We start from the raw sequence: 26,647 nt of genomic DNA, 5'->3' as shown, positions 1-26,647 counted from the left end.
ATAGCCAAGCCCTCGTGCGCGGCATTCAGCCATGCGCCAGCAGCATCTCCAGGAAGGTCCGGCTTGTATGCGAGGCGCACTGCCTCAGCGACCAGCTCCTGAATCTCGTTGTCCGGATAGGGCGTGGCATGACAGCACTGCGGACAGTGCGGTGGCTAAACGCTTGCGGGCGGGAGTGTGAGAGGCTCGATCGGCACGAACATCGGCCACCCGACCTGGGCCGTCAGAGCAGTTGCCGACGAAGCTCGCCGAAGGGATGTGCGAGCCCTCGACGGGGGCGTAGCGCACGCATCGGTGATGCAGCTCGCACAGCACCCCCAGGCACGGGCGCAGCGCGTCTTCCACCTTCCGACGCTGTCCATCGTCGCCAAGGACGCAACACCTTGGCGTTGCGCAGCAATGACTTGGAGCAGATCCGCCAGTTCACTTTGAACGCACTGCGCGGCACAGTTGGAATTTCGGGGTGGTCTTTTCATCCATTTTCCGGGCCTCGAAAGCAGGTCACGAGCCACGGCCGCCTGCCAAACACCCGGTTAGGGCTGCGGGTCCTCCCCCTTCCTCCTCAAAGCTGACATCTGTCGCATCTGGCCAGACGGTGCATGCTTGATGGCAACTGCGCCGGCCTCGAGGGGCCGGCGTTCGATCGTCGACGTGGATGTCAGCTTCGGCCACCCGTGTCGACCGCCCGCGAAGCTTTTTGGCCTCACCTCAGATCACGATAAGCAAGCTTTGATGAGGGGCAGCTTGGGGCTGCAAGGCAGGTCAGCATGGCGGCGTACTCTCCGTAGCGGTATGCCTACGTTTGGAGACTTGGCGAGCGGCGATGCTGCGTCCCGATCTCGTAGTTGTAGGCAAAAGCCAAGAGCTCAGGTTCGCTCCAAAGCCTTCCCACGAAAATCAGAGCGAACGGCGAACCGGAGCCGTAGTAGCCCGCGGGTACCGTGACACCCGGCACGCCGGCGATGTTGATTTCGCCGACTGTCGTTTCCTGGATGGTCTGCCCCTGCCCGGCCAGCGGCAACTCCTCTCGCATCTGCGGAAAGACCAACGCGTCGAGTTGCTGCCGCTCGAAAACCTCCTCGATGATTCGAAGGTACGCTTCCTTCAACGCAATGAAATCGGAGAGGTCCGGCGGCACCGTGGGCGATTGCAACGAAGCGACGAACTGCGGCAGCGTATGCATAAAGTTGAGCACACCGCCTGGGGCAAAAGCGGACTGGTTCGCGGTGGCAGCAGCGAATTCACTGAAGTTCCGCAGAGCCGCGTCAGGTCCCAAACGCTCGAGGTACTTGTGCAGGTCATACGGAACGGACTCCATGCCGCGCGCATCGAAATTCGGCAGCGGCGCGGTTGGCTTGCGCAGCGCTGCAAAGCCGGAACCGTGGAAAGGATCTTCCACCAGGACCGCACCAAGCTCCGTCAGTTCCCTCTGGGCGCGCTCGTAGAGCCCTTCGGTCTCCGGCGCGAGCGGCTGTTCGCGCCATCCAGCGCCGAAGAGGCCGAGGCGCGCCCCCTTGAGCGCATGCCCACTCAACTTCGACGTGTAGCCCAGCTTGGGCTTCTTACCGACCCCTGCCAACGTCTTCGGGTCTTCCGAGCTGTATCCGGCCAGAACATCGAGGCACAGTGCGGCATCGCGAACGCAACGTGCGATAGGCCCAACGACATCGCGATTGCCGGACAAAGGCATCACCCCTGCATTGGGCACCAGGCCGATGGTCGGCTTGATGCCGACAAGATCTTGTGCCGAGGCCGGATTTTGGATCGATCCACCCGTTTCTTCGGCCAGCCCCAGCACCGCCATGCTCGCGCCGACCGCGGCAGCCGTGCCTGCACTGCTGCCGCCGGGCACCCGATCAGGCGCGACGACGTTCAACGTGGGGCCGGCCCAGCTGTCGTCCGCATGTGTCCCCGTATGGCTCAGGACCGGAACATTGGTCTTGCCGAGGATGATGGCGCCGGCAGCCCGCATGCGCGCAACAACAGGAGAGTCCGTGGCCGGAAAGAGATCCACGCCGCCGGTCTTGCTGTACAGCAACGACCAACCCGCGGTCGTCGGGAATCCGACCATGTCCATCGGGTCCTTGACGACGACGGGGACGCCTGCAAGCGGCCCCAGCGCCTCACCGGCGAGCCGCCGGCGATCGATGCAGCGCGCGTCGTCGATCGCCGCCTCGTTGCTGAAAATGATCGCGTTGTAGCGCCTGTTGTACAGCGCGATCTGCCGAAGGCACGCGCGCGTCAGGCTCTCGGCGGTGAGGACGCCGCTCTGCAGGGCCGCCTGGATCTTTTCCACGGTCAGCGTTGTCAGATCCAAGGCGGCCTCGGCGGGCGCAGCCTCGGTGGTCGAATCGAGAAGGCTCATTTGAACTCCTGGTGAAATGATGCGTTGAGGCGTTGTCCCTGCGAGGACCAGCTCAGAAAGTCATGTGCCGGTCCACGACTTCGTTCGTCAGCCGGGCGATGGGACCGCTCTCGACGATCGATCCCTTCTCGAACATGGCGAAGTGGCTCGCCACGCGCCGGGCGAAGTCGATGTTCTGCTCCACCAGCACCATGGTCATGCCGAACTCGCGGTTCAGGCGGGTGATGGCGGACTCGATCTCTTCGACCACGGAGGGCTGGATGCCTTCGTTCGGCTCGTCGAGCAGCATGACCTTGGGGTGGGCCGCCAGGGCCCGCGCCAGCGCGAGCTGCTGCTGCTGGCCGCCCGACAGCACGCCGCCGGGCCGATGCAGGTTGGCCGCGAGGTACGGGAACAGTTCCAGCGCCAGCGGCGGAATCGCGCCTGGCCCGCGGCCGGTGAACGCGCCCATCAGAATGTTCTGCCGCACGCTGAAGTCCGGAATGATCTCGCGCCCCTGCGGCACGCAGGCGATGCCGCTTCGGGCGCGCATGTGGGTCGGCAAGCCATCGATGCGCACTCCTTCGAGTTCGATCGCGCCGGTCGAGCGCACCATGCTGCCCATCATGGTGCGAAGCAAGGTGGTCTTGCCCATTCCGTTGCGCCCGAGGATCGCCGTGATCTTGCCCGCCGGTATGGACAGGTCCACGTCCTGCAGGGCATGGCTGCGGCCGTAGAAGCCGTTGACATTCGATAGCTTCAGCATGACGAGGCAATTCCGTGAGAGCCAAGGTAGGCTTGCCGCACATGGGGGTCGCGCTCGATCTCCGCCACACTGCCTTCGGCCAGCACGCGGCCGAGATGCAGCACCGTGATGCGCTCGGCGATGTCCCTCACGAATGCCATGTCGTGCTCGACCACCAGGATCGTGTGCCTGCCGCGCAGCACCTTCAGGATCTTTGCGGTCTTGCGCGTTTCCGCCTGCGTCATCCCGGCCGTTGGCTCGTCGAGCAGGATGACCTTTGGACGCTGCGCGATCAGCAAGCCCAGCTCCAGCCACTGCGTGTGGCCGTGGCTCAGGTCCGCTGCCTGCCGCTGCTGCACGCTCTCGAGCCCGGTCAGCGCAAGGATCTCGTCGACGCGGGTCTCGTCCTGTCTGTCGAAGCCCCAGCGCAGGTTGCGAACGATCGACGGCTCCCTGATTGCCGCTACGCACAGGTTCTGTCGCACGCTCAGTTCCCTGAAAACGCTCGGAATCTGAAACTTGCGGCCGATACCGGCGCGCGCCACGCGGTATTCGGGCCAGTTGGTCACGTCGGCGCCGTACAGTTCGATGCGCCCTTCGGAGCTTCGCGTCTTTCCCGAGATGAGGTCCATCAGGGTGGTCTTGCCCGCGCCGTTGGCGCCGAGCAGCACGCGCAGCTCGCCCTCGGCAACCTGCAGCGACACGCCGTCCACCGCCTTGAAGCCCCCGAAACTGACGCCCAGCGATTTCAGTTCTAGTGCCGTAGCGCTCATCGGACACTCCCGAGTTCGCGTGGCGCGGGTCGACTGCTCCACCGCTCGAGCATGTCGTGCGCCCAACCCCCGATCCCCTTCGGCAGGTAGAGCACCACCAGCACGAAGGTCAGGCCCACGATCACGCGCCACGCTTCGACCAGCGACTGCGTTTCGCTGGCCGTCGCCTCAAGCATGTTTATCAGGATGGCGCCGACGCACGCGCCGAGCAGCGACGCACGCCCGCCGACCGCGGCCCACACCACCATGGTGATCGAGAACGCCAGGTCCATGAAGGTAGGCGACGCGAACTCGGCCACCACCACGTAGAGCATGCCGGCGAGCGCCGCGATACCCGCCGACAGCGCGAAGAAGAAGGTCTGGTAGTGCGCCACGTCGAACCCGAGATAGCGGGCGCGCTGCGGATCGCCCGACGTTGCCCGCAGGATCAGCCCCGCGCGCGTGGCCAGCAGCAGCCGCGCACCGACCAGCACCACCGCCAGCGCGCCGGCGATCAGGTAGTAGGTCGACGTGCCGTAGGGATCGAACTCCAGCGCACCGACGCGCAGCCAAGCCAGGTCCGACAACCCGTTGAAGCCGTTGGTCAGCGGCTGGGCATCCACCAGGAGCAGCCGCACCAGCAGCACCAGTGCGAGCGTGATGATCGAGACGAAAACGCCTGCGATGCGCTTGCGGAAAACCACCGCACCCAGCACGAACGCGGCCACTACCGGCAATGCCACGCCCATCAGGATGCCGAACCACTGGTAGCGGAACGGCAACCAAAGGAACGAACCCTGGTTGATGCAGCACAGGTCGATGACGGCACCCGGTTCGGCATTCGACAGCATGAAGTCGGGCACCGGTCCCTGGCCACCGTGCTGAAGGCTCGATGGGCTCGCCATCTTCAGCGACATGGCCAGCATGTAGGCACCGAGGCCGAAGAACAGCCCCTGCCCCAGGTTGAGAATGCCGGCGTAACCCCAGCACATCGCAATGGCGACGCCGAGCATGCCGTAGACCAGGTACTTCGCGAGCCGGTTGAGCCAGAAGCCGTCGAGCACCAGCGGCGCGGTGGCCACCAGGATGAGAAAGATCGCGTAGGCGGCGAAGGTCGCACGCCTGTCCAGTCGGGAAACCATGTCTTATCGTCCTTTGAACGAGAACAACCCCTGCGGGCGGAAGACGATCAGAAGGATCACGAGGCCGAACACGGCGGCGCGCGCCACGATGTCGTTGGTGACGGCGGCGACGATGCCGTTGACCTCGCCGAGCCCAATGGCGGTCACGACGGCACCGAGCAGGCTGCCGACACCGCCCGCGACCACCACGAGGAAGCTGTCGACGACCAGTGCCGTTCCCATGTCGGGCGACACGGTCTTGAAGCCCGCGACCAGCACACCCGTGATGCCCGCCAGCCCCGCGCCGAAGGCGAAGGTCACGGCGTTCACACGCTCGACGTCGATGCCGCAGGCCGCCGCCATGCGCGGGTTGCGGATGATCGCGCGAACCTGCATGCCCATGCGGGTGCGGTAGATCAGCAGCCAGGTGGCCAGCGTCAACACGATCGTGCTCGCGACGATGAACGCGCGGTAAGCATTGACAGATGTGCCGGCAATCTGGAACGCCCCCTGCAGTTCCGCTGGAACGGGCATGTTCTGGAGCCCCGGGCCGAGGCCTTCGATGTGGATGCCAAAGAAGGCCAGGCCGCCCTCGAGCCGCACGAACTGCTGCACAAGAATGGCGACTCCCCACGTCGCGAGCAGGGTGTCGCCCAGCCGTCCGTAGAGGCGGCGCACCACGCAGCGCTCAATGAGGAATCCCAGCAACGCTGTGAGCACGAAGGCAATGGGAATGGCCGCGTACAGGCCCCATCCCAGCCAGATCTGCGTCATGACCGCGGCGTAGGCGCCCACCATGATCATCTCGCCGTGCGCCATGTTCACGACCCCCATGGCGCCGTAGATGATGACGAGCCCGAGCGCGGCCAGAAGAAGGATCGAGCCCACGCTCAGGCCGATCAGAAGTACATCCAGCATGTCGGAAGTTCCTTTCGCGGCGCAGCCCACCGGCGCGCCGACGCGATGAGCCGCAGGGCATCAGATCTTGGCGGCGACCGCGCCCTTGCGCGTGCAGATCAGGTTGATGTCGGTCTCGCCGTACGCCGAGTAAGGAAGCGGGCGGATCGGCTGCGGGCTGGCGTCGACCACCTTGCTCTGGCCATCGGCCTGCCATTGACCGATGCGCGGCGTGACCCACGCGTGCAGGCTGTCGGGATCGATGCGCACCCTGCCGCCCGGCGCATCGAAGGTCTGCCCGCCGATGTTGGCGCGAATCGCATCGGCATTCATGGCCTTGCCGGCCTCGACTGCCTGCTTCCACAGGAAGACCTGGAAGTAGGCGGCCTCCAGCGAGTGGTACGTGACGGCCTTGGGATCGTTCACGAACTTGCGGTAGCGCTCGATGAAGGACTTGTTGGCGGGCGTATCCATCGACATAAAGTACGGCACCGAGGTGTAGCTGCCCGCCGCATATTCGGCACCCATCGCGGCGATCTCGATCTCGCTGGTCACGGTGGCGCAGATCGGCACCGCGGCCTGCGACATGCCCTGGTTCTTGTACTCGCGGTAGAAGGCCACCAGCGAATCACCGACAACGTTCGACAGAACCACATCGGCGCCCGACTCCTTGATCTTGCGCACCATCGTCGCCCACTCGGAATGTCCGAGTTCGAGATACTCGTCGGCCACCCACTTCGCACCCGACTGCTCGATCAGCTTCTTGCTGACCTTGGCCATCTCGCGCGGGTAGACATAGTTCGAACCGACGATAAAGAACTTCTTCTTGCCGAGCTTCTGGGCGATCCATGGAATGTAATTTCCGAGCTGCTGGTTGGCGACGGCGCCGCTGTAGACGACGTTCTTCGAACACTCATAGCCCTCGTAATGCGTCTGGTAGAAAAGCATCGCATTGCGCCGCTCGAAGACTGGCAGCACGGCCTTGCGGCTGGCCGAGGTATGACAGCCGAACACTGTCTCGATGCGGTCGCGCGTCACCAGCTTGGAGGCTTTCTCGTTGAAGGTCTTGGGGTCGGACGCACCGTCCTCCAGCACGACCTCAACCGTGCGTCCCATCACGCCGCCCGTGGCATTGATCTCCGCCACGGCCATGCGCACGGCGTTGGCAAGCATCTTCTCCACGATGGAGAGTCCACCGGTCTGGGAGTACAGAGCACCGACCTTGATGGCGTCGGCCGCGAACGCGGATCGCATCCACGCAGGGCAAGACAGTGCTGCGGCCGATGCGGCCGAGGAGACGAGGAGGCGGCGGCGTGAAGTTGTCAGCATGGCGGAACCTTAAGACGTGGGGCAGCACTGCATGGCTGCCGAATGGTTGATGAACCGTGTCAAGCGATACCAGCCGACGGCACTGTCGGGTGCGGGCAAAAAAAAACCCACCCCGCAGCGGTTGCCTGCGGTGTGGGCTTCATTGCCAGCATCCAGAAAACACACATGGTTCCCTGGAACAACCGCACCAGCGCCTGAAAAATCAAGGGTGGTGCGGCCACTGTGTCAACGAATCCCGCTGACACAGTGCATTCATCCTATCCGGTTAATTTGCGGCTTGCAACAATGTTTCCATGTTGATGATCGAGCTTGCGATCTGCTCCATCGAGAGCCGCTTCGACATCGCTTGCGCACGGATGGCCTGGTAGGCCTCGACCTCGCTGATGCCCTTCGACGCCATGAGGATCGTCTTGGCGCGGCTCATCGCCTGGTCGCTCGTGATCTTCCTGCGCAACTTTCGGTTTTCCTTCACCAGCGCCTGACGCTCCATCCAGATGCTTCGCGCCGCGATCAGGTTGGCGAGCAAGCCGAACGGTTTGATGGGCTTCTGCACGACGGCAAAGGCGCCGCTTTCGAGAACAAGCTGAAGCGTCGTCGGGTCCTCGTAGTTCAAGATCGCGATGACCGTCGGCTCGGGCTTGGGCAACGACCTGAGCAGCGCCTCGATCGCATACCGGGCCTCACCTTCGATGAGCAGAAACAGGACGTCGGCGTTCGACACCAGATTCACCGGCACCGGCCAGACGACGCTGACCATGCACCCGACCCGGCGCAGATGGCTGACCAGGGCATCCCCCTCTTCATCGGGCGGATGTACAACGACGACCTTTAGTTCGGGCAGTTCGCGCAGCAGGGATATCGCCATGGGGCTTCCGATCAGGCTGAATGGCCCGCAAGCGGATCGAACCGGCTCTCGTACATGTAGGGGTCCGGCTTGACGCGGATGCCCGGATCGTCCACCACCTGGAACGTGCCGCTGGCATCGACCCTGGCGACACGCGGCCACAGATAGGTGTGATGGTTCTCCTGATCGATTCTCACCCTGCCCTGCGGCGCATCGAATTCGTGTTCGTGCAGATGCGGCAGCATCATGTCGAGCCGATCATCGCCCGCGCGTTCCAGCGTTTGCGCATAGAGCTTCACCTGGAAATATGCGGCCTCGGCGCAGGCCGTGATCGGCAAGTCGGGACCGAACCGCTTGCGGTACGCGGCCACAAACTTCAGATTCGCAGGGCTCTGCAGCGTCGAGAAGTACGGTGCAGCGGTGACGCTGCCCTCCGCCATTCCTTCAGGCATCTGGGCGATCTCAGCTTCCTGCGTGGACTGGCTCGCAATGGGATGGGTGCGCTGATCGAAACCGGCTTCGCGGTACGCGCCGTAAAAATGCGCGATGCCGTCGCCCACGACGGTCGAATAGACCACATCAGGCCTGGCCGCCTTGATCCGCCGAATCACCTTCGCCATGTCGATGTCGGCGACGCGCAGCGGCACGTACATCTCGTCGAGCACCTCGCCGCCAGCCTGGCGGAACAGGTCCGCGATGATCCGGTTCGACTCGTAGGGGTAGACGTAGTCCGATCCGATCAGGAAGAGCCGCTTGCCGAAGTTCCGCGTCAGGTAGCGCACCAGTTGCACCGAGTTCTGATTGGGTGCAGCGCCGGTGTAGACGCAATTCGGCGAATACTCGAAGCCTTCATAGAGCGTCGGGTAAAACAGCAGCGCGCGATGGGCCTCGACCACCGGAAGCACTGCCTTGCGCGTGCTGGACATGTAGCACCCGAAAATGACCGCCACGCCGTCCTCGTCGCATAACTGCTTCGCCAGCTCGCCACACCGTCTGGGGCGGGATGCAGGATCGTAGATCACCGGTTCGATCGCCCGACCGAGCACGCCACCGCCCTCGTTGATCTCCTCGATCGCCAACAGGGTGGCAGCCTGCTGCGTCCGCTCCACCGCCGCGGTGACGCCCGTCGCTGAGAACAGGACACCAACCCGCCAGGTTCGCGCTGTGAATGTGCTCACGATGACCTTCCAAATAAAAAAAGCTCCCAACGGTCGCGAGTGGACCATTGGGAGCTTCACTGCTCCGAGTTTCATTCAGGCGATGCGCCTGCATCTCCGATGCGCCCACTTTACCAGTACTGTGCGAAGTCTTGAGCCCTGGCTGCTTCCATCGCGTCACTGCCGAGTGTCAGAGCTCGACTGACGGCCTTCTGGCGGCCTTTCGCAAGGGGAATGGCCGATTGCCTCGCGGGCGACGAGTCCCTCAAAACGCCCTCGGCACGGGCATGCCACGGCGCAGCTTCCTAAAGATGGGCGCCGCCGGCGCCCAGCCGTGTCGCGCCCGGGGCGCATGCCCGGTGCACCGTCACGCGATCGGTGCATTTCGCCCCGCCATGAAGCAACGACGCCACCTGCCCAAGGCCGGTGGCGTCGTGCGCGCCACAATTTTTTGACGCCCACCGAACCCAGCATCCATGTCGCTTTCGCCGCGATCTGTCCGCGAAAACCCGATACCTGAGGGCTTACCCCATGGACCGGGCCCGTATGTTGCTTAAGACTGTCATCGGTTGACTGTCGACAGTTCGCAGACAGTTCAACGCCTCCATCCAAACAGCGGCGGCAGGGCTTGGGCCCGCCGCCTGCAAAGGAATACGACATGCAATTGCACGCCGTGGGCAGCAAGGCCCAGACCCCGTCCGACGCCGAGCGCCAGGTGCGCGCGGACCTCGCCGCCGCCTACCGCCTGGTCGCGTACTACGGCATGGACGACAGCATCTACACCCACATCTCGGCGCGAGTGCCGGGCACCGAGGGGCAGTTCCTGATCAACCCCTTCGGAATGCTGTTCAAGGACATCACGGCCTCGTCGCTGGTCAAGATCGATCTCGACGGCCGCATCCTCGACGACTCGCCCTGGGACGTGAACCCGGCCGGCTTCACGATCCACAGCGCGGTGCACGCGGCGCGCCACGACGCGGCCTGCGTGCTGCACACGCACACGGTGGCGGGCGTCGCGGTGTCGTCGCTGGCCGGCGGGCTGCAGCCGTGCAACCAGTGGGCGCTGCAGTTCTACAACCGCGTCGTCTACCACGACTTCGAAGGTATCGCGCTCGACGCCGACGAGCGCGAGCGCCTGGTGGCCGACCTGGGCCCGACGGCGCGCGCGCTGATCCTGCGCAACCACGGCTTGGTCACGCTGGGGCGCACGGTGTCGGAGGCCTTCATCCTGATGCTGAACCTCGAGCGCGCCTGCCGCGTGCAGGTGGCCATCGCCTCGAGCGGGCAGCCGATCTACCCCGTGCCGCCCGAGGTCTGCGAGAAGACCGCGCGCCAGTACGAAAGCGGCGACAGCGTGCGCCAGCCGGGCCAGCCCGACTCGAATGCGCGCGAATGGCGCGCGCTGCTGCAGCGCATCGACCCGCTTCCCGCCACGTCGTTCCGCGACTGAGCGGCGTCGCCGCGGCGCCTCGTTGCGCTTCTTCCGTTCCTGTTCCCTTCCCCACCCGCTCGACAGAGCCACAAGGAGTTACCGCACATGAAACGTCGCAATCTCATCCAGATGGGCGCCGCCTCGGCCGCCGGCTTGACGCTGGCGGGTGTCCCGCTGCACCTGCTGGCGCAGGGCAGGAAGGGTGGCGTGATCAACGCCGTGGTGCAGCCGGAGCCGCCGGGGCTCATGATGGGCATCACGCAGAACGGCCCCACGCAGATGATCGCGGGCAACATCTACGAGGGCCTGCTGCGCTACGACGAGAAGATCAACCCGCTGCCCGGCCTTGCCACCTCGTGGACGTCGAACAAGGAAGGCACGCTGTTCACCTTCAAGCTCAAACCGGGCGTGCTGTGGCACGACGGCAAGCCCTTCACCTCGGCCGACGTGGTGTTCTCGGCCGACGTGTTTCTGCGCAAGACGCATGCGCGCCTGCGGGCCAACCTGGCGTCGGTGGAAAGCATCAAGGCCATCGATCCGCTCACGGTGGAGTTCAAGCTCAAGTACCCGTTCGGCCCCTTCCTCGGCATCTTCGAGGTCGGCAGCATGCCGATGGTGCCCAAGCACGTGTACGAAGGCACCGACTTCGCCACCAACCCGGCCAACGCCACACCCATCGGCACGGGCCCGTTCAAATTCAAGGAATGGGTCAAGGGCTCGTACATCCAGCTCGTCGCCAACGACAAGTACCACGTCAAGGACGTGCCGATGGTCGAGAGCGTCTACTTCCACGTGATTCCCGATGCGGCCTCGCGCGCGGCGGCCTTCGAATCGGGCAAGGTCGACGTGGTGCCGGGCGGCGCGGTCGAGTACTTCGACGTGCTGCGGCTGTCCAAGCTGCCGGGCGCAGCCGTCACGACCAAGGGCTGGGAGTTCTTCGCGCCGCAGTCGTGGCTGTGGATCAACAACCGCAAGGCGCCGATGGACAACGTCAAGTTCCGCCAGGCGCTGATGTACGCGATCGACCGCGAGGCCATGGCCAAGATCGCATGGCAGGGCTTCGCCAAGCCCGCGACCGGTCCGTTCAACAGCAACATCAAGTTCCATAGCACCGACGTCGCCAAGTACCCGCGCAACGTGGCCACCGCCAAGAAGCTGCTCGAAGAAGCCGGCTACAAGGGCGAGACGCTGCGCCTGCTGCCGCTGCCCTATGGCGAGACCTGGACGCGCAGCGCCGAGATCCTGCGCCAGAACCTCGCGCAGGCCGGCATCAAGGTCGAGCTGGTGGCCACCGACGTGGCCGGCTGGAACCAGAAGCTCAACGAGTGGGACTACGACCTCGCCTTCACCTACCTCTACCAGTACGGGGACCCGGCACTGGGCGTGGCACGCAACTACACGACCGCCAACATCGCCAAGGGCTCGCCGTTCAACAACGTCGAGGGCTATTCGAACCCCAAGGTGGACGCGCTGTTCGAGGCCGGCGCGAAAGAGGCCGATCCCGAGAAGCGCAAGGCCATCTACTTGCAGGTGCAGAAAATCCTGCTCGACGAGGTGCCGGTGGCCTGGCTGCACGAGCTCAACTTCCCGACGCTCTACCGCACCAAGATCAGCAATCTCGTCAGCTCCGGCATCGGCCTCAACGACAGCCTGGGCACCGCGAGCATTGCCTGACCCCCCGGCTTGCCCACTTCGTGTGGCAGCGCCACCCCCTTGCAGGGGGCAACACCCTGCGGCCCGGCCAAGCCGGTTCCGCGGTGTTTCTGGAACCTCGCGCGGGAGTTTCGAAGATGTGGAGTACTGAATGAAACGTACGCAGTTCATGCTGGGCCGCGTGATGCAGGGCCTGCTGGCGATCCTGCTGATCGCCACGGTCAACTTCATGCTGGTGCGCGCGGCGCCGGGCGATCCGGTGTCGGTGCTCGCGGGCGAGGCGGGCGCGTCCGACCCGCAGTTCGTAGCACAGCTGCGCGCGCAGTTCGGGCTCGACCAGCCGATCACGACGCAGCTCGCCACCTACGTCGGCAAAGTGGTGCAGCTCGACCTGGGCTTCTCATACCGCCAGCAGCAGCCGGTGCTGGACCTGATCGTGCAGCGGCTGCCGGCCACGCTGCTGCTCACGGGCACCGCGTTCGCACTGTCGCTGCTGTTCGGCATCACGCTCGGAGCGCTGGCCGCGCGGCGCGCCGGCACCTGGGTCGACAGCTCGATCACCGTGGTGGCGCTCATCTTCTACGCCACGCCGCTCTACTGGCTCGCGCTGATGGCGGTGCTGGTGTTCACGGTGCAGCTCGACTGGCTGCCGGGCTTCGGCTTCAGCACCGTGGGCTCCGGCGCCACCGGCCTGGCGCTGGCCTGGGACATCGCCGGGCACCTGGTGCTGCCGGCGCTGACGCTCGCGCTCTTCTACATGGCGGTGTATGCGCGCATGACGCGCGCCGCCATGCTCGAGGTGGCGCAGATGGACTTCGTGAAGACCGCGCGCGCCAAGGGCGTGAAGCCCGGCCGCATCCTGCGCGCGCACGTGCTGCGCAACGCGCTGCTGCCGGTGGTCACGCTCGCGGGCATCCAGGCCGGCGGAATGATCGGCGGCGCGGTGCTGACCGAGACCGTGTTCGCCTGGCCCGGCATCGGCCGCCTGATGTTCGACGCGCTGCTGCAGCGCGACTACAACCTGCTGCTCGGCGCCTTTCTCGTGACCGCGGCCATGGCCGTGCTGTTCAACCTCATTACCGACCTCGTCTACACGCTGGTCGATCCCCGGATAGAGCTATGACCCTGCAAAGTCCATTCTGGCGGCGCTTCTGCCGCAACAAGGGCGCCGTGCTCGGCATGGCCGTGCTGATGCTGGTGGCCGTGGTGGCGATCATCGGGCCGTGGGTCGCGACCAACGATCCGTGGAACATGGTCGAGCAGCCGTTCCTGCGGCCGTGGACCGAGCCCGGCTTCGCGCTCGGCACCGATACGCTGGGCCGCGACATCCTCTCGGGCGTGATTTACGGCGCGCGCATCTCGCTCCTGATCGGGCTGGTGTCCACCGTCGTGGCCCTGCTCATCGGCGTGACGCTCGGCGCCATCGCCGGCTACTTCGGCGGCTGGATCGACGCGGCGCTGATGCGCTTCACCGAGCTGTTCCAGGCCGTGCCGAGCTTCGCGCTCGCCATCGTGCTGGTGGCCATCTTCCAGCCTTCGGTCAATTCGATCGTCGTGGCCATCGCCATCGTCTCGTGGCCGCCGGTGGCGCGGCTGGTGCGCAGCGAGTTCCTCACGCTGCGCCAGCGCGACTTCGTGCAGGCCGCGCTGCTCGCGGGCCAGTCGACGCCGCGCATCATCCTCACGCAGATCCTGCCCAACGCCATGTCGCCCATCATCGTGATGGCCTCGCTCATGACGGCCACGGCCATCCTGCTGGAGTCGAGCCTGAGCTTCCTCGGCCTGGGCGACCCGAACCAGATGAGCTGGGGCTACATGGTGGGCGCCGCGCGCACCGTGCTGCGCCAGGCCTGGTGGATGGCGCTGTTCCCCGGACTGGCCATCGTGCTGACCGTGCTGGCGCTGAACCTGGTGGGCGAAGGCCTCAGCGACGGGCTCAACACGCGACTCGACGGGAGGGGCAAATGAGCGCCACCGTCACGCCCATGAAGCCGGTGCAGCCGGTGCTCGACGTCGTCAAGCTCGGCATCAGCCTGCCCAAGGGCGCGGACCGCGCGCTGGCCGTCGACGGCGCCACGCTGTCGGTGCTGCCGGGCCAGACGCTGTGCGTGGTCGGCGAATCGGGCTCGGGCAAGTCGATGATCGCCAACGCCGTGATGGGCCTGCTGCCGCGCCCGCACGTCGAGCCCGTGGCCGGGCAGATCTTGTTCGAGGGCCGCGACCTGCTGCAGCTCACCGAGCCGCAAATGCGCGAGCTGCGCGGCCGCCGCATCGGCATGGTGTTCCAGGAGCCGATGACCGCGCTGAACCCGGTGATGCGCGTCGGCGAGCAGATCGGCGAAGTCTTCGATGCGCACGGCAGCGTGCCCGCGGCCGAGAAGCGGCGGCGCATCCTGGCCGCGCTGGCCGACGTCGGCCTGCCCGACCCGGAACTGCTGATCGATGCCTATCCGTTCCGCCTCTCGGGCGGTCAGCGCCAGCGCGTGATGATCGCCTGCGCGCTGGTGCTCGAGCCTGTGCTCTTGATCGCCGACGAGCCGACCACCGCGCTCGACGTCACGACGCAGGCGCAGATCCTCGCGCTGATCCGCGAGCTGCAGCAGCGCCGCGGCACGGCGGTGCTGTTCATCACGCACGACTTCGGCGTGGTGTCGGAAATCGCCGACCACGTGGTCGTGATGCAGACCGGCCAGGTGGTCGAGGCCGGGCCGGTGCGCCAGGTGCTCGATGCGCCGCAGCACCCCTACACACGCAAGCTGATCGCCGCGATCCCGACCGGCAACGCCGAGCGCGACACGCCGACCGGCGAGAATGTGCGCGTGCTGCAGGTGCAGGACCTGTGCAAGACCTACACCTCGGGCAACGGCCTCTTCAAGCGCGGCCGCTCGGTGCAGGCCGCGAAGAACGTCAGCTTCGAGCTGCGCCGCGGCGAGACGCTGGGGCTGGTCGGCGAATCGGGCTCGGGCAAGTCGAGCGTGGGCCGCTGCCTGGTGGGGCTCTCGCCGTTCGACAGTGGCCGCATCCTCTTCAAGGGCCGCAGCCTCTCGCAGGGCCCGGCGTTCCGCCGCGAGGCGGCGGGCAGGATCCAGATGGTGTTCCAGGACCCGTACGCATCGCTGAACCCACGCCACCGCGTGGGCGCGGCCATTGCGGGCGGGCCGATCGCGCAGGGCGTGAGCAAGGCCGAAGCCATGGCACACGCGATGGAACTGCTGAAACTCGTGGGCCTGGGCGCCGACGCGGCCGAGCGCTATCCGCACGAGTTCTCGGGCGGGCAGCGCCAGCGCATCGGAATCGCGCGCGCGCTGGCCATGCAGCCCGAGCTGCTGGTGGCCGACGAACCGGTGTCGGCCCTCGACGTGTCGGTGCAGGCGCAAGTGCTTGAACTCTTTGCGCAGGTGCGCGAGCAGTTCCAGCTCGCGATGGTCTTCATCACGCACGACCTGCGCGTGGCCGGCCAGATGTGCGACCACATCGCCGTGATGCAGCGCGGCGAAGTCGTCGAATACGGCGAAACGCACAAGGTGCTCGGCGATCCGAAGCACCCCTACACGCGCAAGCTGATCGAGGCGGTGCCGCGGCTGGTGTCCTCCGCGTCGCCGGCCGAGGCGCTGGTCGCGTGATGGCGCCGCACGACAAAGGCGGCACGCCCTGCGTGGCGATTCTGAGCGCGGTGCTGGACATGGAATACCTCGCCGTGGCTTTCCGCGAAGCCCATCCGGGGATCGACCTGCGCCTGGGCGCGGAGCTCGGCGCACTGGACGAGATCGATGCGGCCGTATGCTGGTTTCCGCCGCATGGTCTGCTCGCGCAGATGCCGAAGCTTCGGCTCGTGCAGTCGCTGGCCGCGGGCATCGAGCACATCACCGCCGATGCGGAGTTGCCGCGCCACTTGCCGCTGTGCCGTATCGTCGACACCGGCATGGCGGCCGGCATGAAGGCCTATGTCTGCTGGGCCGTGGTGCAGCAGCACCGCAGCATGCGGGGCTACGTCGCAAGTTCCGCGGCTCGCCGATGGGAGGAGCAGCCGATCGTGTCGCCGGGCCGCCATCGCGTCGGCATTGCCGGCCTGGGCACCCTGGGCATGGCCTGCGCCGAGGCACTCGCCGCCATCGGCTACCAGGTGCGCGGTTGGAGCCGCAGCGCGAAGGAGGCCTTGCCGGGGGGCGTCGTCGGGTTCCACGGTGCAGCGCAGCTCGACGAATTTCTTGCGGGCTGCGACACGCTGGTGTGCCTATTGCCGCTCACCGCCGAAACGCACGGCTTTCTCGATGCTGCGCTGTTCGCAAAGCTGCCGCACGGCGCACACCTCATCAACGTCGGCCGCGGCGACCATCTGATCGAGGCCGATCTGCAGCCGGCGCTCGATGCGGGCCAGCTCTCGGCAGCCACCCTCGATGCCTTTTCACAGGAGCCGCTGCCGCCGGAGCACCCGTTCTGGGGTGACCCGCGCATCCTCGTCACGCCCCACATCGCGACGCGCACCGACAGCCTCGTCATCGCGCGCCAGACGCTCGACAACCTCGCGTCGGTGCGGCAGGGCCGGCGCCCCGCGAACCAGGTCGACCTGGCGCGCGGCTATTGAACTCCCATCCACCGGAATCGCCCCCATGAACGCCAGCACGCACGCAGAGAACGCCGCCAACGACATCGCCGCGCATCTCCATTCCTTCACCAACCTCGCGACCCATGCGCAGGTCGGCCCGCTGGTGATCCAGCGCGGCGACGGCATTTTCGTGGAGGACGACCAGGGCCGCCGCTATCTCGAGGCGATGTCGGGCCTGTGGTGCGCCTCGCTGGGCTTCAGCAACGCACGCTTGGCCAAGGCCGGCAGCGAGGCGCTGCACGGGCTGCCGTACTACCACACGTTCAATGGCCGCTCCAATCCGGCTGCGATCGCGCTGGCCGAAAAGCTCTTGTCGCTGGCGCCGGTGCCGATGTCGAAGGTGTTCTTCGCCAACTCCGGTTCGGAGGCCAACGACTCCGCGGTCAAGCTGGTCTGGTACTACCACAACGCCCTCGGCAAGCCCGAAAAGAAGAAGATCATCGCGCGCCGCAATGCGTACCACGGCGTCACCGTGGCAGCGGCCAGCCTGAGCGGCCTCGTGCCGAACCACCGCGACTTCGACCTGCCGATCGAGCGCATCTTGCACGTCGACTGTCCGCACCATTTCCGCTATGCCGAAGCCGGCGAGAGCGAGGAAGACTTCGCGACGCGGCTGGCCGCTGCGCTCGAGCAGCGCATCCTCGACGAAGGCCCCGAAACGGTCGGCGCCTTCATCGCCGAACCCGTGATGGGCGCGGGCGGCGTGCTGGTGCCGCCGGCCACCTATTTCGACAAGGTCCAGAACGTGCTCGCGAAGTACGAGGTGCTGCTGATCGCCGACGAAGTGATCTGCGGCTTCGGCCGCACCGGCGAGATGTTCGGCTCGACCACCTACGGCCTGAAGCCCGACATCCTGACCGCGGCCAAGGCGCTGTCGTCGGGCTACGTGCCGATCTCGGCCGTGATGGTCAGCGAGAAGGTGCATGCCGCGGTGGCTGCCAACAGCGGAAAGATCGGCACCTTCGGCCACGGCTTCACCTACTCGGGCCATCCGGTGGCCTGCGCCGTCGCGCTCGAGACGCTCAAGGTCTACGACGACGAGAACATCCTCGCGCACGTCCAGTCGCTCGCGCCGCAGTTCCAGAAGGGGTTGCGCAGCCACGCCGCGCGCAAGTACGTCGGCGAGGCGCGCGGCGTGGGGCTCATCGGCGCGATCGAGCTGTATGCCGACCCCGCCAAGCGCACGCCCTTCGATCCCGCGCAGAAGGCCGGCGCTCGCCTGGCCGAACTCGCGCTGGCGCAAGGCCTCATCGTGCGCGCCATGGGCGACTCCGTCGCCTTCTGCCCGCCGCTCATCATCACGGCCGCGCAGATCGACGACATGTTCGCGCGCTTCGGCCGCGCCTTGGCGGTGTTCGAAGAAACCTTCGCATGAAGGCCTTCTTCACGAACGACCAGCTGCTGCACGAACCGCAGCAGTTCATGCGGCTGGGCCGCATCTGCAAGCCGACCGACCTGCCGAGCCGCGCGCATGCGCTGCGCGGCGCGCTGGCCCTGCGTGGCATCGCGCTGACCGAGCCGCGCGACTGTGGCCGCGCGCCGCTCGAAGCCGTGCACAGCGCCGACTACCTCGACTACCTGGAAACGGCCTATGCGCTGTGGCGCGAGCTCGAGGTGCCCGGCGTGGAACCCGGTATCGAGGTGCTGCCGAATCTTTCGCCCTACTACAACGGCACGCCGGGCGTGGCGCGCGCGCCGTGCCCCTCGCCCTCGCTGGTGGCGCGCACGGGCTACTACGTCAGCGACCTCTCGTGCCCGCTCGGCCCGCACACCTGGCGCTCGATATTGCGCTCGGCGCACACCGCGGTGGCGGCCGCCGATGCGGTGCTGGAAAGCGGCGACGCGGCCTATGCGCTGTGCCGTCCCTCGGGCCACCACGCGCACCGCGACCGCGCGGGCGGCTTCTGCTATGTCAACAACAGCGCCATCGCGGCGCAGCGGCTCTGGGAGCGGCACGGCCGCGTGGCGGTGTTCGACGTCGACGCGCACCACGGCGACGGCACGCAGAACATTTTCTATGCGCGCGGCGACGTGCTGACCGTGTCGACGCATGCCGATCCCTCGGGCTACTACCCGTTCTACACCGGCTATGCGCACGAGCGAGGCGTAGGTGCGGGTGAAGGCTTCAACCTGAACCTGCCGCTCGCGCACGGCGCGGGCAATGCGGTGTTCCTGCAGGCGGTGGACCAGGGCGCTGCCGCGCTGCGCGAGTTCGCCCCCAAGGCACTGGTGCTCGCGCTCGGTTTCGACAGCTACAAGGACGACCCTATCAGCGTGCTGAAGCTCGACCTCGATGCCTACCGCCACATCGGCGAGCGCGTCGGCGCGCTGAAGCTGCCGACCGTGGTCGTGCAGGAAGGCGGCTACATGGTGGAGGCCATCGGTCCCGCGCTCGACCATTTCCTGCGGGGCTTCCAGGCCGCGCGATGAGCACCGCAGCCTCCGCCCTCGCGCTGCGCCCGGCTGGCTCCAAGAGCGCCGGCGTGGCGCTGTTCTTCTGCGCGCTGGTGGCCTTTGCCTCCTATGACGCGTTCTGCAAGCACATGCTGCAGTTCTACCCGGCGCCCTTCGTCAACGTGATGCGCTACATCGCGGTGAGCGGTGTCGCCTTCGCGGTGCTGCTGCGCCACGGCGACCTGCGCATGTGGCGCACGCCGCAGAAGCCGTTGCTGCTGCTGCGCGGGCTGATGCTCGCGACGGTGGCGACCTGCTTCATGACGGCGCTGATCTGGATGCCGCTGGCCGAGGCCACGGCCATCTATTTCACCGCGCCGCTCCTGATGGTGGCGTTGTCGCCCTGGCTGCTTGGCGAGCAGGTGCGGCGCAGCCGCTGGGTGGCGGTGACGGTCGGCTTCGGCGGCATGCTGCTGATCGTGCGGCCGGGCGCCGACCTGCCCCTGCTCGGCACGTTGCTGATGGCCGTAGCGGCCATCTGCTACGCGATCTTCCAGCTGCTCACGCGTCGGCTTGCTGGCCTGGTCGCGGGGCCGGTGCAGTACGCCTGGACCGCGTTGGCCTGCTTCGTGGTCACGCTGCTGCCCGCGCCGTTCTTCCTGCCCACCCAGCAGCCGCCGTGGGGCGACGTGGCGCTGCTGCTCGCAGGCGGGGCCTGCAGCGCCGCGGCGCAATGGCTGCTGCTGGCCGCCTTCGAGCGCGTCGAGGCCTCCACGCTGGCGCCGCTCAACTACTTCCAGCTGCTGCTGGCCGTGGCCTTCAGCACCTTCTGGTTCCGCCGGCCGCCCGACGCGATCGCGATGGCCGGCATCGCACTGATCATGGCGGCGGGCATCTACCTGGCGCGCGCGGGGCGGGGACTGAAGACCGCAGCGGCCATATCGACGGCAGCAGACGCCATCCGGTGAAGAATCGCCCCTGGCGCACACCAATGACGAGACAAGCAACATGGCAACTTCCGTAATTTCTCCTCCTCCTCCTTCTTCTTCTCCCGACACCGCCCTCTTCGAGTCGGTCGAGTCGACCGATCTCGTCGGGCTGGTCGAGGCCCAGCTGACGCGCGCCATTGTCGAAGGCCGCCTGGCCCCCGGCAGCCGCATCGTCGAGGCCGACATCGCGCGCCGCATGGGTGTGAGCCGCGCGCCGGTGCGCGAGGCGGCGCGGCGGCTCGAGCGCCAGGGCGTGCTGGTGGCCAAGCCGCGCCACGGCTTCGCGGTGCGGACCATCAGCGTGCAGGAGATCGACGACCTGTTCGAGGTGCGCCTGAGCCTCGAACTGACCTCGATCGAGCTGGCCTGCCGCAAGGCCGATGACGCGGGCATCGCGCGCGTGCAGGCGCTGGTCGAAGCCATGGTGCGCGAGGCGAACACGCAGCCGCAGCACCACCGCATTGCCACCGACCTGGAGCTGCACACGCTGATCTGCGAGCTGTCGGGCAATGCGCACCTGCACCGGATCTTCATGAACACGCAGACCGAGATGCAGATGATCATCGCGCTGATCGATGCGGTCTACCATGACCCCACCGCGATGGCCGCGACCCACCGCCCCATCGCCGACGCTCTCGCGCGCCGCGATCCCGAGGCCGCCAAGGCGGCGATGCGCGTGCACCTGGAAGACGCCTGGCAGCACGTGCGCGCGCTGTTCGTGAAGCAGCACGGCGCAACTGCACCGCTTCCCAGCAACGCCTGATCACGCAGAGGCTCGCCCGATGAAAGTCGTCTACAGCGACACGCACAAGGACCACGACCCGCAGCTCTTCATGGTGCGCGGCAAGCTCAAGCGCAGCAACGAGCAGCCCGAGCGCGCGTTCCGCCTCCTCAAGGCGGTCGAGCAGGAGGGCCACGAGATCGTCGCCACGCGCGACTTCGGTGCCGGCCCGCGCGCCGCCATCCACACGCCCGAGTACCTGCGCTTTCTCGAGACGGCCTACGCGCGCTGGCAGCTGCTGGACGACCCGTCCCAAGAGGTGATGCCCAACATCCATCCCTTCCCGGGCCAGCCCTGTACCTACCCCGACAGCGTGGTCGGCCAGGCCGGCTTCCACATGGGCGACAACGCCTGCTCAATCGGCGCGCGCACCTGGGAAGCCGCCATTGCCTCGGCGAACATGGCGACGCATGCGGCGCAGCTCGTGCTCGACGGCGAGCGCGCGGCCTATGCGCTTTGCCGTCCGCCCGGCCACCACGCCTACGCCGACCGCGCCAACGGCTTCTGCTATCTGAACAACGTGGCCATCGCCGCGCAGCATTTGCGCGGCGTGCACGACCGCGTGGCAATCCTCGACATCGACGTGCACCACGGCAATGGCACGCAGGGCATCTTCTATCGCCGTGCCGACGTGCTGACCCTCTCGCTGCACGGCGACCCGCGCAACTTCACGCCCTTCTTCATCGGCCATGCGCACGAGCGCGGCGAAGGCGAAGGCCTGGGCTACAACATCAACAAGCCGTTGGCGCTGGGCACCGACCTCGACGGCTACCTGCCCGCGCTGCGCGACGCCTGCGACAGCATCCGCGCCTACGCGCCCGGCGCGCTCGTGGTGGCGCTGGGCCTCGATGCGCACGAGCGCGACCCCTACAAGGGCATGAAGATCCAGACGGCCGGCTTCGCCGTGCTGCTGGCCGAAATCGCCCGCCTGGGGCTGCCCACGGTGCTGGTGCAGGAAGGCGGCTACCTCTCCGACGACCTGGGCCCAAACATCGCGAGCGCACTGCGCGGCTTCGAGGGGGCTGCATGAGCACAGCGCCAAGGGTGCACCCATGACGGCCGCGGACTTCGCCGACGCGCAGGTGCTCAGCGAAGGCTCGCCCACGCTCGACGACGCCTGGGTGCGCCAGCTCGCGCGCGAGCGCTACGGCATCGACGGCGAGATGAAGCCGCTGACCGGTGAACGCGACCGCAACTACCGGCTCGAGCGCGCGGCCGACGGCGCCCGCTTCATGCTGAAGATTTCGCACCCGGCCGAGACCGCGCTGGTCGCCGACTTCCAGACTCAGGCCCTGCTGTACCTTGCGGCCACCGACCCCGGCCTGCCGGTGCAACGCATCGTGCCCACGCGCGACGGCGCCGCCTCCTTCGCGTGCGATCCGGGCGACGGCCTGCCGCGCGTGGTGCGCCTCTTCAGCTACCTGCCCGGCCTGCCGCTGCCCGAGGCGCCGCGCACGCCGCTGCAGCAGCAGAACCTCGCGCGCATGCTGGCCCGGCTCGACATTGCGCTCGCGGGCTTCGACCATCCGGCCGGCGAGCTGCCGCTGCCCTGGGACCTCCAGCGCGCCGACAGCGTGCGCGGCCTGCTCGCGCACATCGCTGAGCCGGAGCGCCGCACGCTCGCGGCCTCCGCACTCGACCGCTTCGAGCGCGACGCCAAGCCCGTGCTGCGCGCGCTGCCCACGCAGCCGATCCACAACGACTTCAACATCTACAACGTGCTGGTCGACCCGGCCGACACCGACCGTATTGCCGCGATCCTCGACTTCGGCGACATGGTGCGCGCACCATGCATCAACGATCTGGCCGTGGCCACTGCGTACCAGGTCGGCACGGGCGACGATCCGCTCGCGGCCATCGTGCCGCTGGTCGCCGCGTACCACGCGGTGCGGCCGCTGTCGCCGGCCGAGGTCGGCGTGCTGTTCGACCTGATCGTGGCGCGGCTCGTGATGGTGGTGGCCATCAGCGGCTGGCGCGCCGCGCGCTACCCCGAGAACGCACCCTACCTGCTGCGCAACAACGCGCTGTCGTGGGCGCGGTTGCAGGCCTGCGAGCGCGTCGGCGCCGCCGCCGCGACGGCCGCCTTCCGCCGCGCCGTGAACGTCTGAGAGATCGCCCATGACCACCCTTGCTCCCGAAACCCAGGCGCTCGTCCAGCGCCGCGCGCGCGTGCTCGGCCCGGCCTACCGCCTGTTCTACGACACACCGCTGCATCCGGTGCGCGGCGAGGGCGTGTGGTTGTACGACGCCGACGGCAAACGCCATCTCGATGCCTACAACAACGTTGCTTCGGTCGGTCATTGCCATCCGCACGTCGTCGAGGCCATCGCGCGCCAGGCCCGCGTGCTCAACACCCACACGCGCTACCTGCACGAAAGCGTGCTCGACTACGCCGAGCGGCTGCTCGCCACAATGCCTGCCGAACTCGCGCATGCGATGTTCACCTGCACCGGCAGCGAGGCCAATGACCTCGCGATGCGCATCGCACGCGCACACACGAAGGCCCAGGGGCTGATCATCACCCGCTTCGCGTACCACGGCGTCACCGCATCGATCGCCGAGGCCTCGCCCTCGCTCGGCAAGTTCGTGCAGCTCGGCGACGCGGTGCGCACCGTGCCCGCGCCCGACAGCTACCGCATCGCGCCCGGCGACCTGGGGCGCGCGTTCGCGCAGGGCGTGCGCGCGGCCATCGCCGACCTGAAAGCGCACGGCATTCGTCCCGCCGCATTGATGGTGGACACGGTGTTCTCGAGCGACGGCATCTTCACCGACCCGCCCGGCTTCATGGCCGAGGCGGTGGAGGCGGTGCGCGAGGCCGGCGGCCTCTTCATCGCCGACGAAGTGCAGCCCGGCCTCGGCCGCACCGGTGACGCGTTCTGGGGTTTCCAGCGGCACGGCGTGGTGCCCGACATCGTCACCATGGGCAAGCCGCTCGGCGCCGGCCATCCGCTGGCGGGCCTCGCGGTGCGCCCCGACGTGCTGGCCGCGTTCGGCCGCGAGTGCCGCTACTTCAACACCTTCGGCGGCAACCCGGTGTCGATGGCCGCGGGCATGGCGGTGCTCGACGTGATCGAGCGCGAAGGGTTGATGACGAACGCGCAGCGCGTCGGCAACCACCTGCGCCACCGCCTGCGCGAACTCGCGCAGCGCCACGCGCTGATCGGCGACGTGCGCGGCGCCGGCCTCTTCACCGGCGTCGAGCTCGTGGCCGACCACGCCGCGCGCACGCCAGCCACGGCGCAGTGCGCACGCGTCGTCAACGCGCTGCGCGACCGCGGCGTGCTGCTGAGCAGCACCGGCGAGCACGCCAGTACGCTCAAGATTCGCCCGCCGCTGGTGTTCTCCGAAGCGAATGCCGACCTGCTCGCGGACACGCTGGACAGCGTGCTCGAAACCTTCTGAAACCGATTCGCATGACCGACATCTGGCGCCTCTCCGCATCCCGCATCGCAACCCTGATCGCGCAGCGCAAGCTGTCGGCCGCCGAAGCCGCCCGGGCGGCGCTGGCGCGGCTCGACGCGGTCAACCCGCGGCTCAACGCCGTGGTCGACCATCGTCCCGAGGAGGTGCTGGCGCGCGCGGCCGTCATCGACGCGGCGCTCGCGCGCGGCGAGAACCCGGGCCCGCTGGCCGGCGTGCCGGTCACGGTCAAGATCAACATCGACCAGGCCGGCTTCGCCACCACCAACGGCGTCGGCCTGCAGAAGGACCTGGTCGCCGTCGCCAACAGCCCCGTGGTCGACAACCTGCTGAAGGCCGGGGCGGTGATCGTCGGCCGCACCAACACGCCCGCCTTCAGCTACCGCTGGTTCACCAGCAACCGGCTGCACGGCCGCACGCTCAATCCGCGCGATGCCGCGCTCACGCCCGGCGGTTCCTCGGGCGGCGCGGCCTCCGCCGTCGCGGCAGGCATCGGCCACATCGCGCACGGCACCGACATCGCCGGCTCGATCCGCTACCCGGCGTTTGCCTGCGGGGTGCACGGCCTGCGGCCGACGCTGGGCCGGGTCGCGGCCTACAACGCCTCCAGCCCGGAGCGCACGATCGGCGGCCAGATCACGGCCGTGTCGGGCCCGCTCGCGCGCACCGTGCACGACGTGCGACTCGGGCTGGTCGCGATGGCGGCGCCGGATCCGCGCGACCCCTGGTGGTCACCCGCGCCGCTCACCGGCCCGGCGCTGCCGCGCATCGCGGCCTTGTGCCTGCGGCCGGACGGGCTGGACACGCAGCCGGAGATCGTGGCCGCGCTGCTCGACGCGGCGGATCGCCTGCGCGACGCGGGCTGGACGGTCGATGAGCTCGACGCGCTGCCGCCGCTGAAGGAGACCGCCGCGATCCAGATCGGCCTCTGGATCGGCGACGGCTACGAGGCCATGGTGCACAGCGCCGAGCGCGAGGGCGACCCCGGCGCGCTCGCCGCGCTTGCGGGCCAGGCGGCCATCGGCGCGGGCATGACCCTCGAGAAGTTCTCGGCCGCGCTGGTGCGCCGCGCGACGATCACGCGGCAGTGGCAGCAGTTCATGGAGCGCTACCCGGTCGTCCTGCTGCCGGCCTGCGCCGAGCTGCCGTTCGCGGCCGACCTCGACCTGCAGGGGCCCGAGGCCTATGCCCGCGTGTGGGCTGCGCAGATGACGATGGTCGGCCTGCCGCTCACGGGCCTGCCCTCCTTCGTCGTTTCCACCGGCATGTCGGGCAGCAGCCCGGTCGGCGTGCAGATCGTCGCGGGCCGCTTCCGCGAAGACCTGTGCCTGGTCGCCGGCGAGGCGATCGAGGCGCGGGGCGTGCCGCCGATGCCGGTCGACTGAACGAAAGTGCCGCCGCCGCTCAGGCGAACGGGGCCTTCGCCGAAGGTGACGTCGATCAGCGGGCTACAGCTGCATGGACGTGGTCAGCCGCGGCGGCCACGACGCGGTGTACTTGGCCGGCCAGTTGTTGGTGGCGATGATCTGCGTGCCCAGCAAGGACGGCATCTCGCACAACGAGATCGAGGATGCGAAGCCCGAGCACCTCGCGGCCGGCTGCAACGTGCTACTGGACGCGATGCTGCACTCCGCGGCCTGAGGTTGGGACGCTGGACGGTGGGAATGGCGCGGGGGCGGCAACGTCAGGGAGGGATCTCCTCGACGCCGCACCAGTCCACCATGAACTGCGCCATGGTGGCGGCGACGCGCTGCATGCTGTGGAGCGAGACGGCTTCGTCGATCCCGTGAATGTTGCGCGCCACCGGTCCGTAGACGGTGACGGGGATGTCGGTCATCAGCGCGAAATGGCGGCCATCGGTGGTCGCGGTGCAGGCCAGGTGTGCCGGCGCCGCGCCGGTGATCTTCCGGTGTGCCTGCGCCAGCATCTGCATGGCGGGTGCATCGAGGTCGTATTCGCAGCCCGGCGAGAAGTGCCCGCGCGACGTGATCTCGACCGTCAGGTCGGCATTGACCCGCGCGGCCGTGGCGCGGATGCGCGCGCTGACCTGGCGCGTGGCCTCCTCGGGCGCGATGCCCGGGAAAAAGCCGAAGCGGATGCCGAGCGTGCAGGTGCAGGGCACCGACGAATTCCATTCACCGCCCTCGATGCGCCCGAGGTTGAAGTTGATCGGATGCGCGACC

At 67.6% G+C, this 26,647-nt stretch carries 23 protein-coding genes and 1 pseudogene; 15 read left to right on the top strand and 9 right to left on the bottom strand.

Going from position 1 to position 26,647, the window contains the following annotated elements; all coding sequences use genetic code 11:
* Positions 1–796: 796 nt before the first annotated feature.
* From EJI01_RS26960 to EJI01_RS26925, 8 genes are all read right to left on the bottom strand, one after another.
* Positions 797–2,365, bottom strand: a complete 1,569-nt coding sequence (locus EJI01_RS26960) for an amidase (protein ID WP_126840185.1) — start codon at positions 2,363–2,365, stop codon at positions 797–799.
* A 52-nt stretch (positions 2,366–2,417) separates the two neighbouring features.
* Positions 2,418–3,110: an ATP-binding cassette domain-containing protein gene (locus tag EJI01_RS26955; protein WP_126840184.1), complete on the bottom strand. Its 693-nt coding sequence runs from the start codon at positions 3,108–3,110 to the stop codon at positions 2,418–2,420.
* On the bottom strand, positions 3,104–3,862 hold the full coding sequence (gene urtD, locus EJI01_RS26950) for an urea ABC transporter ATP-binding protein UrtD (protein WP_126840183.1): 759 nt from the start codon (positions 3,860–3,862) through the stop codon (positions 3,104–3,106). Before urtD ends, EJI01_RS26955 begins: the two co-directional genes overlap by 7 nt.
* A complete protein-coding gene (gene urtC, locus EJI01_RS26945) occupies positions 3,859–4,983 on the bottom strand; it encodes an urea ABC transporter permease subunit UrtC (protein ID WP_126840182.1) in 1,125 nt (374 codons plus the stop codon). Before urtC ends, urtD begins: the two co-directional genes overlap by 4 nt.
* A gap of 3 nt (positions 4,984–4,986) precedes the next feature.
* Complete coding sequence (gene urtB / locus EJI01_RS26940; protein ID WP_126840181.1) at positions 4,987–5,880, bottom strand: urea ABC transporter permease subunit UrtB; 894 nt, start codon at positions 5,878–5,880, stop codon at positions 4,987–4,989.
* Between the two features lie 60 nt (positions 5,881–5,940).
* On the bottom strand, positions 5,941–7,188 hold the full coding sequence (locus EJI01_RS26935; protein ID WP_221885726.1) for a transporter substrate-binding domain-containing protein: 1,248 nt from the start codon (positions 7,186–7,188) through the stop codon (positions 5,941–5,943).
* Positions 7,189–7,453: 265 nt separating this feature from the next.
* Positions 7,454–8,053 (bottom strand): ANTAR domain-containing response regulator, encoded by a 600-nt coding sequence (locus EJI01_RS26930; RefSeq protein WP_126840180.1) that lies wholly within the window; start codon positions 8,051–8,053, stop codon positions 7,454–7,456.
* Positions 8,054–8,064: 11 nt separating this feature from the next.
* Entirely contained in the window at positions 8,065–9,210 is a 1,146-nt protein-coding gene (locus EJI01_RS26925; protein ID WP_260602707.1) for a transporter substrate-binding domain-containing protein, read from the bottom strand.
* A 637-nt stretch (positions 9,211–9,847) separates the two neighbouring features.
* On the opposite strand from EJI01_RS26925, the gene EJI01_RS26920 reads away from it, so the two are divergent.
* The 15 genes and pseudogenes from EJI01_RS26920 to EJI01_RS26850 form a co-directional block, all read left to right on the top strand.
* Positions 9,848–10,639 carry a class II aldolase/adducin family protein gene (locus tag EJI01_RS26920; RefSeq protein ID WP_126840179.1) on the top strand — a complete coding sequence of 264 codons (792 nt, stop codon included), beginning with the start codon at positions 9,848–9,850 and terminating at the stop codon, positions 10,637–10,639.
* Positions 10,640–10,726: 87 nt separating this feature from the next.
* Complete coding sequence (locus EJI01_RS26915) at positions 10,727–12,295, top strand: ABC transporter substrate-binding protein (RefSeq protein WP_126840178.1); 1,569 nt, start codon at positions 10,727–10,729, stop codon at positions 12,293–12,295.
* Positions 12,296–12,425: 130 nt separating this feature from the next.
* Entirely contained in the window at positions 12,426–13,397 is a 972-nt protein-coding gene (locus EJI01_RS26910; RefSeq protein WP_126840177.1) for an ABC transporter permease, read from the top strand.
* Positions 13,394–14,242 carry an ABC transporter permease gene (locus EJI01_RS26905; protein WP_126840176.1) on the top strand — a complete coding sequence of 283 codons (849 nt, stop codon included), beginning with the start codon at positions 13,394–13,396 and terminating at the stop codon, positions 14,240–14,242. The genes EJI01_RS26910 and EJI01_RS26905 overlap by 4 nt, the downstream gene beginning before the upstream one ends.
* Positions 14,239–15,897, top strand: a complete 1,659-nt coding sequence (locus EJI01_RS26900; protein WP_126840175.1) for an ABC transporter ATP-binding protein — start codon at positions 14,239–14,241, stop codon at positions 15,895–15,897. Before EJI01_RS26905 ends, EJI01_RS26900 begins: the two co-directional genes overlap by 4 nt.
* On the top strand, positions 15,897–16,859 hold the full coding sequence (locus EJI01_RS26895) for a 2-hydroxyacid dehydrogenase (protein WP_126840174.1): 963 nt from the start codon (positions 15,897–15,899) through the stop codon (positions 16,857–16,859). The genes EJI01_RS26900 and EJI01_RS26895 overlap by 1 nt, the downstream gene beginning before the upstream one ends.
* 25 nt (positions 16,860–16,884) lie before the next feature.
* Positions 16,885–18,255 (top strand): aspartate aminotransferase family protein, encoded by a 1,371-nt coding sequence (locus EJI01_RS26890; protein ID WP_126840173.1) that lies wholly within the window; start codon positions 16,885–16,887, stop codon positions 18,253–18,255.
* Positions 18,252–19,310: a histone deacetylase family protein gene (locus EJI01_RS26885; RefSeq protein ID WP_126840172.1), complete on the top strand. Its 1,059-nt coding sequence runs from the start codon at positions 18,252–18,254 to the stop codon at positions 19,308–19,310. The genes EJI01_RS26890 and EJI01_RS26885 overlap by 4 nt, the downstream gene beginning before the upstream one ends.
* Positions 19,307–20,242, top strand: a complete 936-nt coding sequence (locus tag EJI01_RS26880; RefSeq protein WP_126840171.1) for a DMT family transporter — start codon at positions 19,307–19,309, stop codon at positions 20,240–20,242. The genes EJI01_RS26885 and EJI01_RS26880 overlap by 4 nt, the downstream gene beginning before the upstream one ends.
* Before the next feature lie 40 nt (positions 20,243–20,282).
* On the top strand, positions 20,283–21,026 hold the full coding sequence (locus EJI01_RS26875) for a GntR family transcriptional regulator (protein ID WP_126840170.1): 744 nt from the start codon (positions 20,283–20,285) through the stop codon (positions 21,024–21,026).
* A gap of 19 nt (positions 21,027–21,045) precedes the next feature.
* Positions 21,046–22,074, top strand: coding sequence for a histone deacetylase family protein (locus tag EJI01_RS26870; protein WP_126840169.1), 1,029 nt, complete (start codon positions 21,046–21,048; stop codon positions 22,072–22,074).
* A gap of 22 nt (positions 22,075–22,096) precedes the next feature.
* Positions 22,097–23,152 carry a phosphotransferase gene (locus EJI01_RS26865; protein WP_126840168.1) on the top strand — a complete coding sequence of 352 codons (1,056 nt, stop codon included), beginning with the start codon at positions 22,097–22,099 and terminating at the stop codon, positions 23,150–23,152.
* Positions 23,153–23,162: 10 nt separating this feature from the next.
* The gene (locus EJI01_RS26860) at positions 23,163–24,446 is read left to right on the top strand and encodes an aspartate aminotransferase family protein (protein WP_126840167.1); all 1,284 of its coding nucleotides are present in this window, start codon (positions 23,163–23,165) and stop codon (positions 24,444–24,446) included.
* Between the two features lie 11 nt (positions 24,447–24,457).
* A complete protein-coding gene (locus tag EJI01_RS26855) occupies positions 24,458–25,849 on the top strand; it encodes an amidase family protein (protein ID WP_126840166.1) in 1,392 nt (463 codons plus the stop codon).
* Between the two features lie 61 nt (positions 25,850–25,910).
* Positions 25,911–26,105, top strand: a pseudogene (locus EJI01_RS26850) (Zn-dependent hydrolase); the annotation flags it as partial.
* 43 nt (positions 26,106–26,148) lie between these two features.
* On the opposite strand, the gene EJI01_RS26845 reads toward EJI01_RS26850, so the two are convergent.
* The coding region (locus tag EJI01_RS26845; protein ID WP_126840164.1) for a M20/M25/M40 family metallo-hydrolase at positions 26,149–26,647 on the bottom strand (499 nt) is incomplete at its 5' end.

Source organism: Variovorax sp. MHTC-1, assembly GCF_003984645.1.
Lineage (GTDB): Bacteria > Pseudomonadota > Gammaproteobacteria > Burkholderiales > Burkholderiaceae_C > Variovorax.
This window is presented reverse-complemented; position numbering and strand designations above follow the sequence as displayed.

Excerpts from the sequence above, each read along its gene's own strand:
- EJI01_RS26910 (WP_126840177.1), top strand. The coding sequence starts at position 12,426 with ATGAAACGTACGCAGTTCATGCTGGGCCGCGTGATGCAGGGCCTGCTG.
- EJI01_RS26915 (WP_126840178.1), top strand. The coding sequence starts at position 10,727 with ATGAAACGTCGCAATCTCATCCAGATGGGCGCCGCCTCGGCCGCCGGC.
- EJI01_RS26960 (WP_126840185.1), bottom strand. The coding sequence starts at position 2,365 with ATGAGCCTTCTCGATTCGACCACCGAGGCTGCGCCCGCCGAGGCCGCC.
- EJI01_RS26860 (WP_126840167.1), top strand. The coding sequence starts at position 23,163 with ATGACCACCCTTGCTCCCGAAACCCAGGCGCTCGTCCAGCGCCGCGCG.
- EJI01_RS26870 (WP_126840169.1), top strand. The coding sequence starts at position 21,046 with ATGAAAGTCGTCTACAGCGACACGCACAAGGACCACGACCCGCAGCTC.
- EJI01_RS26855 (WP_126840166.1), top strand. The coding sequence starts at position 24,458 with ATGACCGACATCTGGCGCCTCTCCGCATCCCGCATCGCAACCCTGATC.
- EJI01_RS26920 (WP_126840179.1), top strand. The coding sequence starts at position 9,848 with ATGCAATTGCACGCCGTGGGCAGCAAGGCCCAGACCCCGTCCGACGCC.
- EJI01_RS26905 (WP_126840176.1), top strand. The coding sequence starts at position 13,394 with ATGACCCTGCAAAGTCCATTCTGGCGGCGCTTCTGCCGCAACAAGGGC.
- EJI01_RS26955 (WP_126840184.1), bottom strand. The coding sequence starts at position 3,110 with ATGCTGAAGCTATCGAATGTCAACGGCTTCTACGGCCGCAGCCATGCC.
- EJI01_RS26930 (WP_126840180.1), bottom strand. The coding sequence starts at position 8,053 with ATGGCGATATCCCTGCTGCGCGAACTGCCCGAACTAAAGGTCGTCGTT.
- urtB (WP_126840181.1), bottom strand. The coding sequence starts at position 5,880 with ATGCTGGATGTACTTCTGATCGGCCTGAGCGTGGGCTCGATCCTTCTT.
- EJI01_RS26900 (WP_126840175.1), top strand. The coding sequence starts at position 14,239 with ATGAGCGCCACCGTCACGCCCATGAAGCCGGTGCAGCCGGTGCTCGAC.
- EJI01_RS26890 (WP_126840173.1), top strand. The coding sequence starts at position 16,885 with ATGAACGCCAGCACGCACGCAGAGAACGCCGCCAACGACATCGCCGCG.
- EJI01_RS26880 (WP_126840171.1), top strand. The coding sequence starts at position 19,307 with ATGAGCACCGCAGCCTCCGCCCTCGCGCTGCGCCCGGCTGGCTCCAAG.
- urtC (WP_126840182.1), bottom strand. The coding sequence starts at position 4,983 with ATGGTTTCCCGACTGGACAGGCGTGCGACCTTCGCCGCCTACGCGATC.
- EJI01_RS26875 (WP_126840170.1), top strand. The coding sequence starts at position 20,283 with ATGGCAACTTCCGTAATTTCTCCTCCTCCTCCTTCTTCTTCTCCCGAC.
- EJI01_RS26865 (WP_126840168.1), top strand. The coding sequence starts at position 22,097 with ATGACGGCCGCGGACTTCGCCGACGCGCAGGTGCTCAGCGAAGGCTCG.
- EJI01_RS26895 (WP_126840174.1), top strand. The coding sequence starts at position 15,897 with ATGGCGCCGCACGACAAAGGCGGCACGCCCTGCGTGGCGATTCTGAGC.
- urtD (WP_126840183.1), bottom strand. The coding sequence starts at position 3,862 with ATGAGCGCTACGGCACTAGAACTGAAATCGCTGGGCGTCAGTTTCGGG.
- EJI01_RS26935 (WP_221885726.1), bottom strand. The coding sequence starts at position 7,188 with ATGCTGACAACTTCACGCCGCCGCCTCCTCGTCTCCTCGGCCGCATCG.
- EJI01_RS26885 (WP_126840172.1), top strand. The coding sequence starts at position 18,252 with ATGAAGGCCTTCTTCACGAACGACCAGCTGCTGCACGAACCGCAGCAG.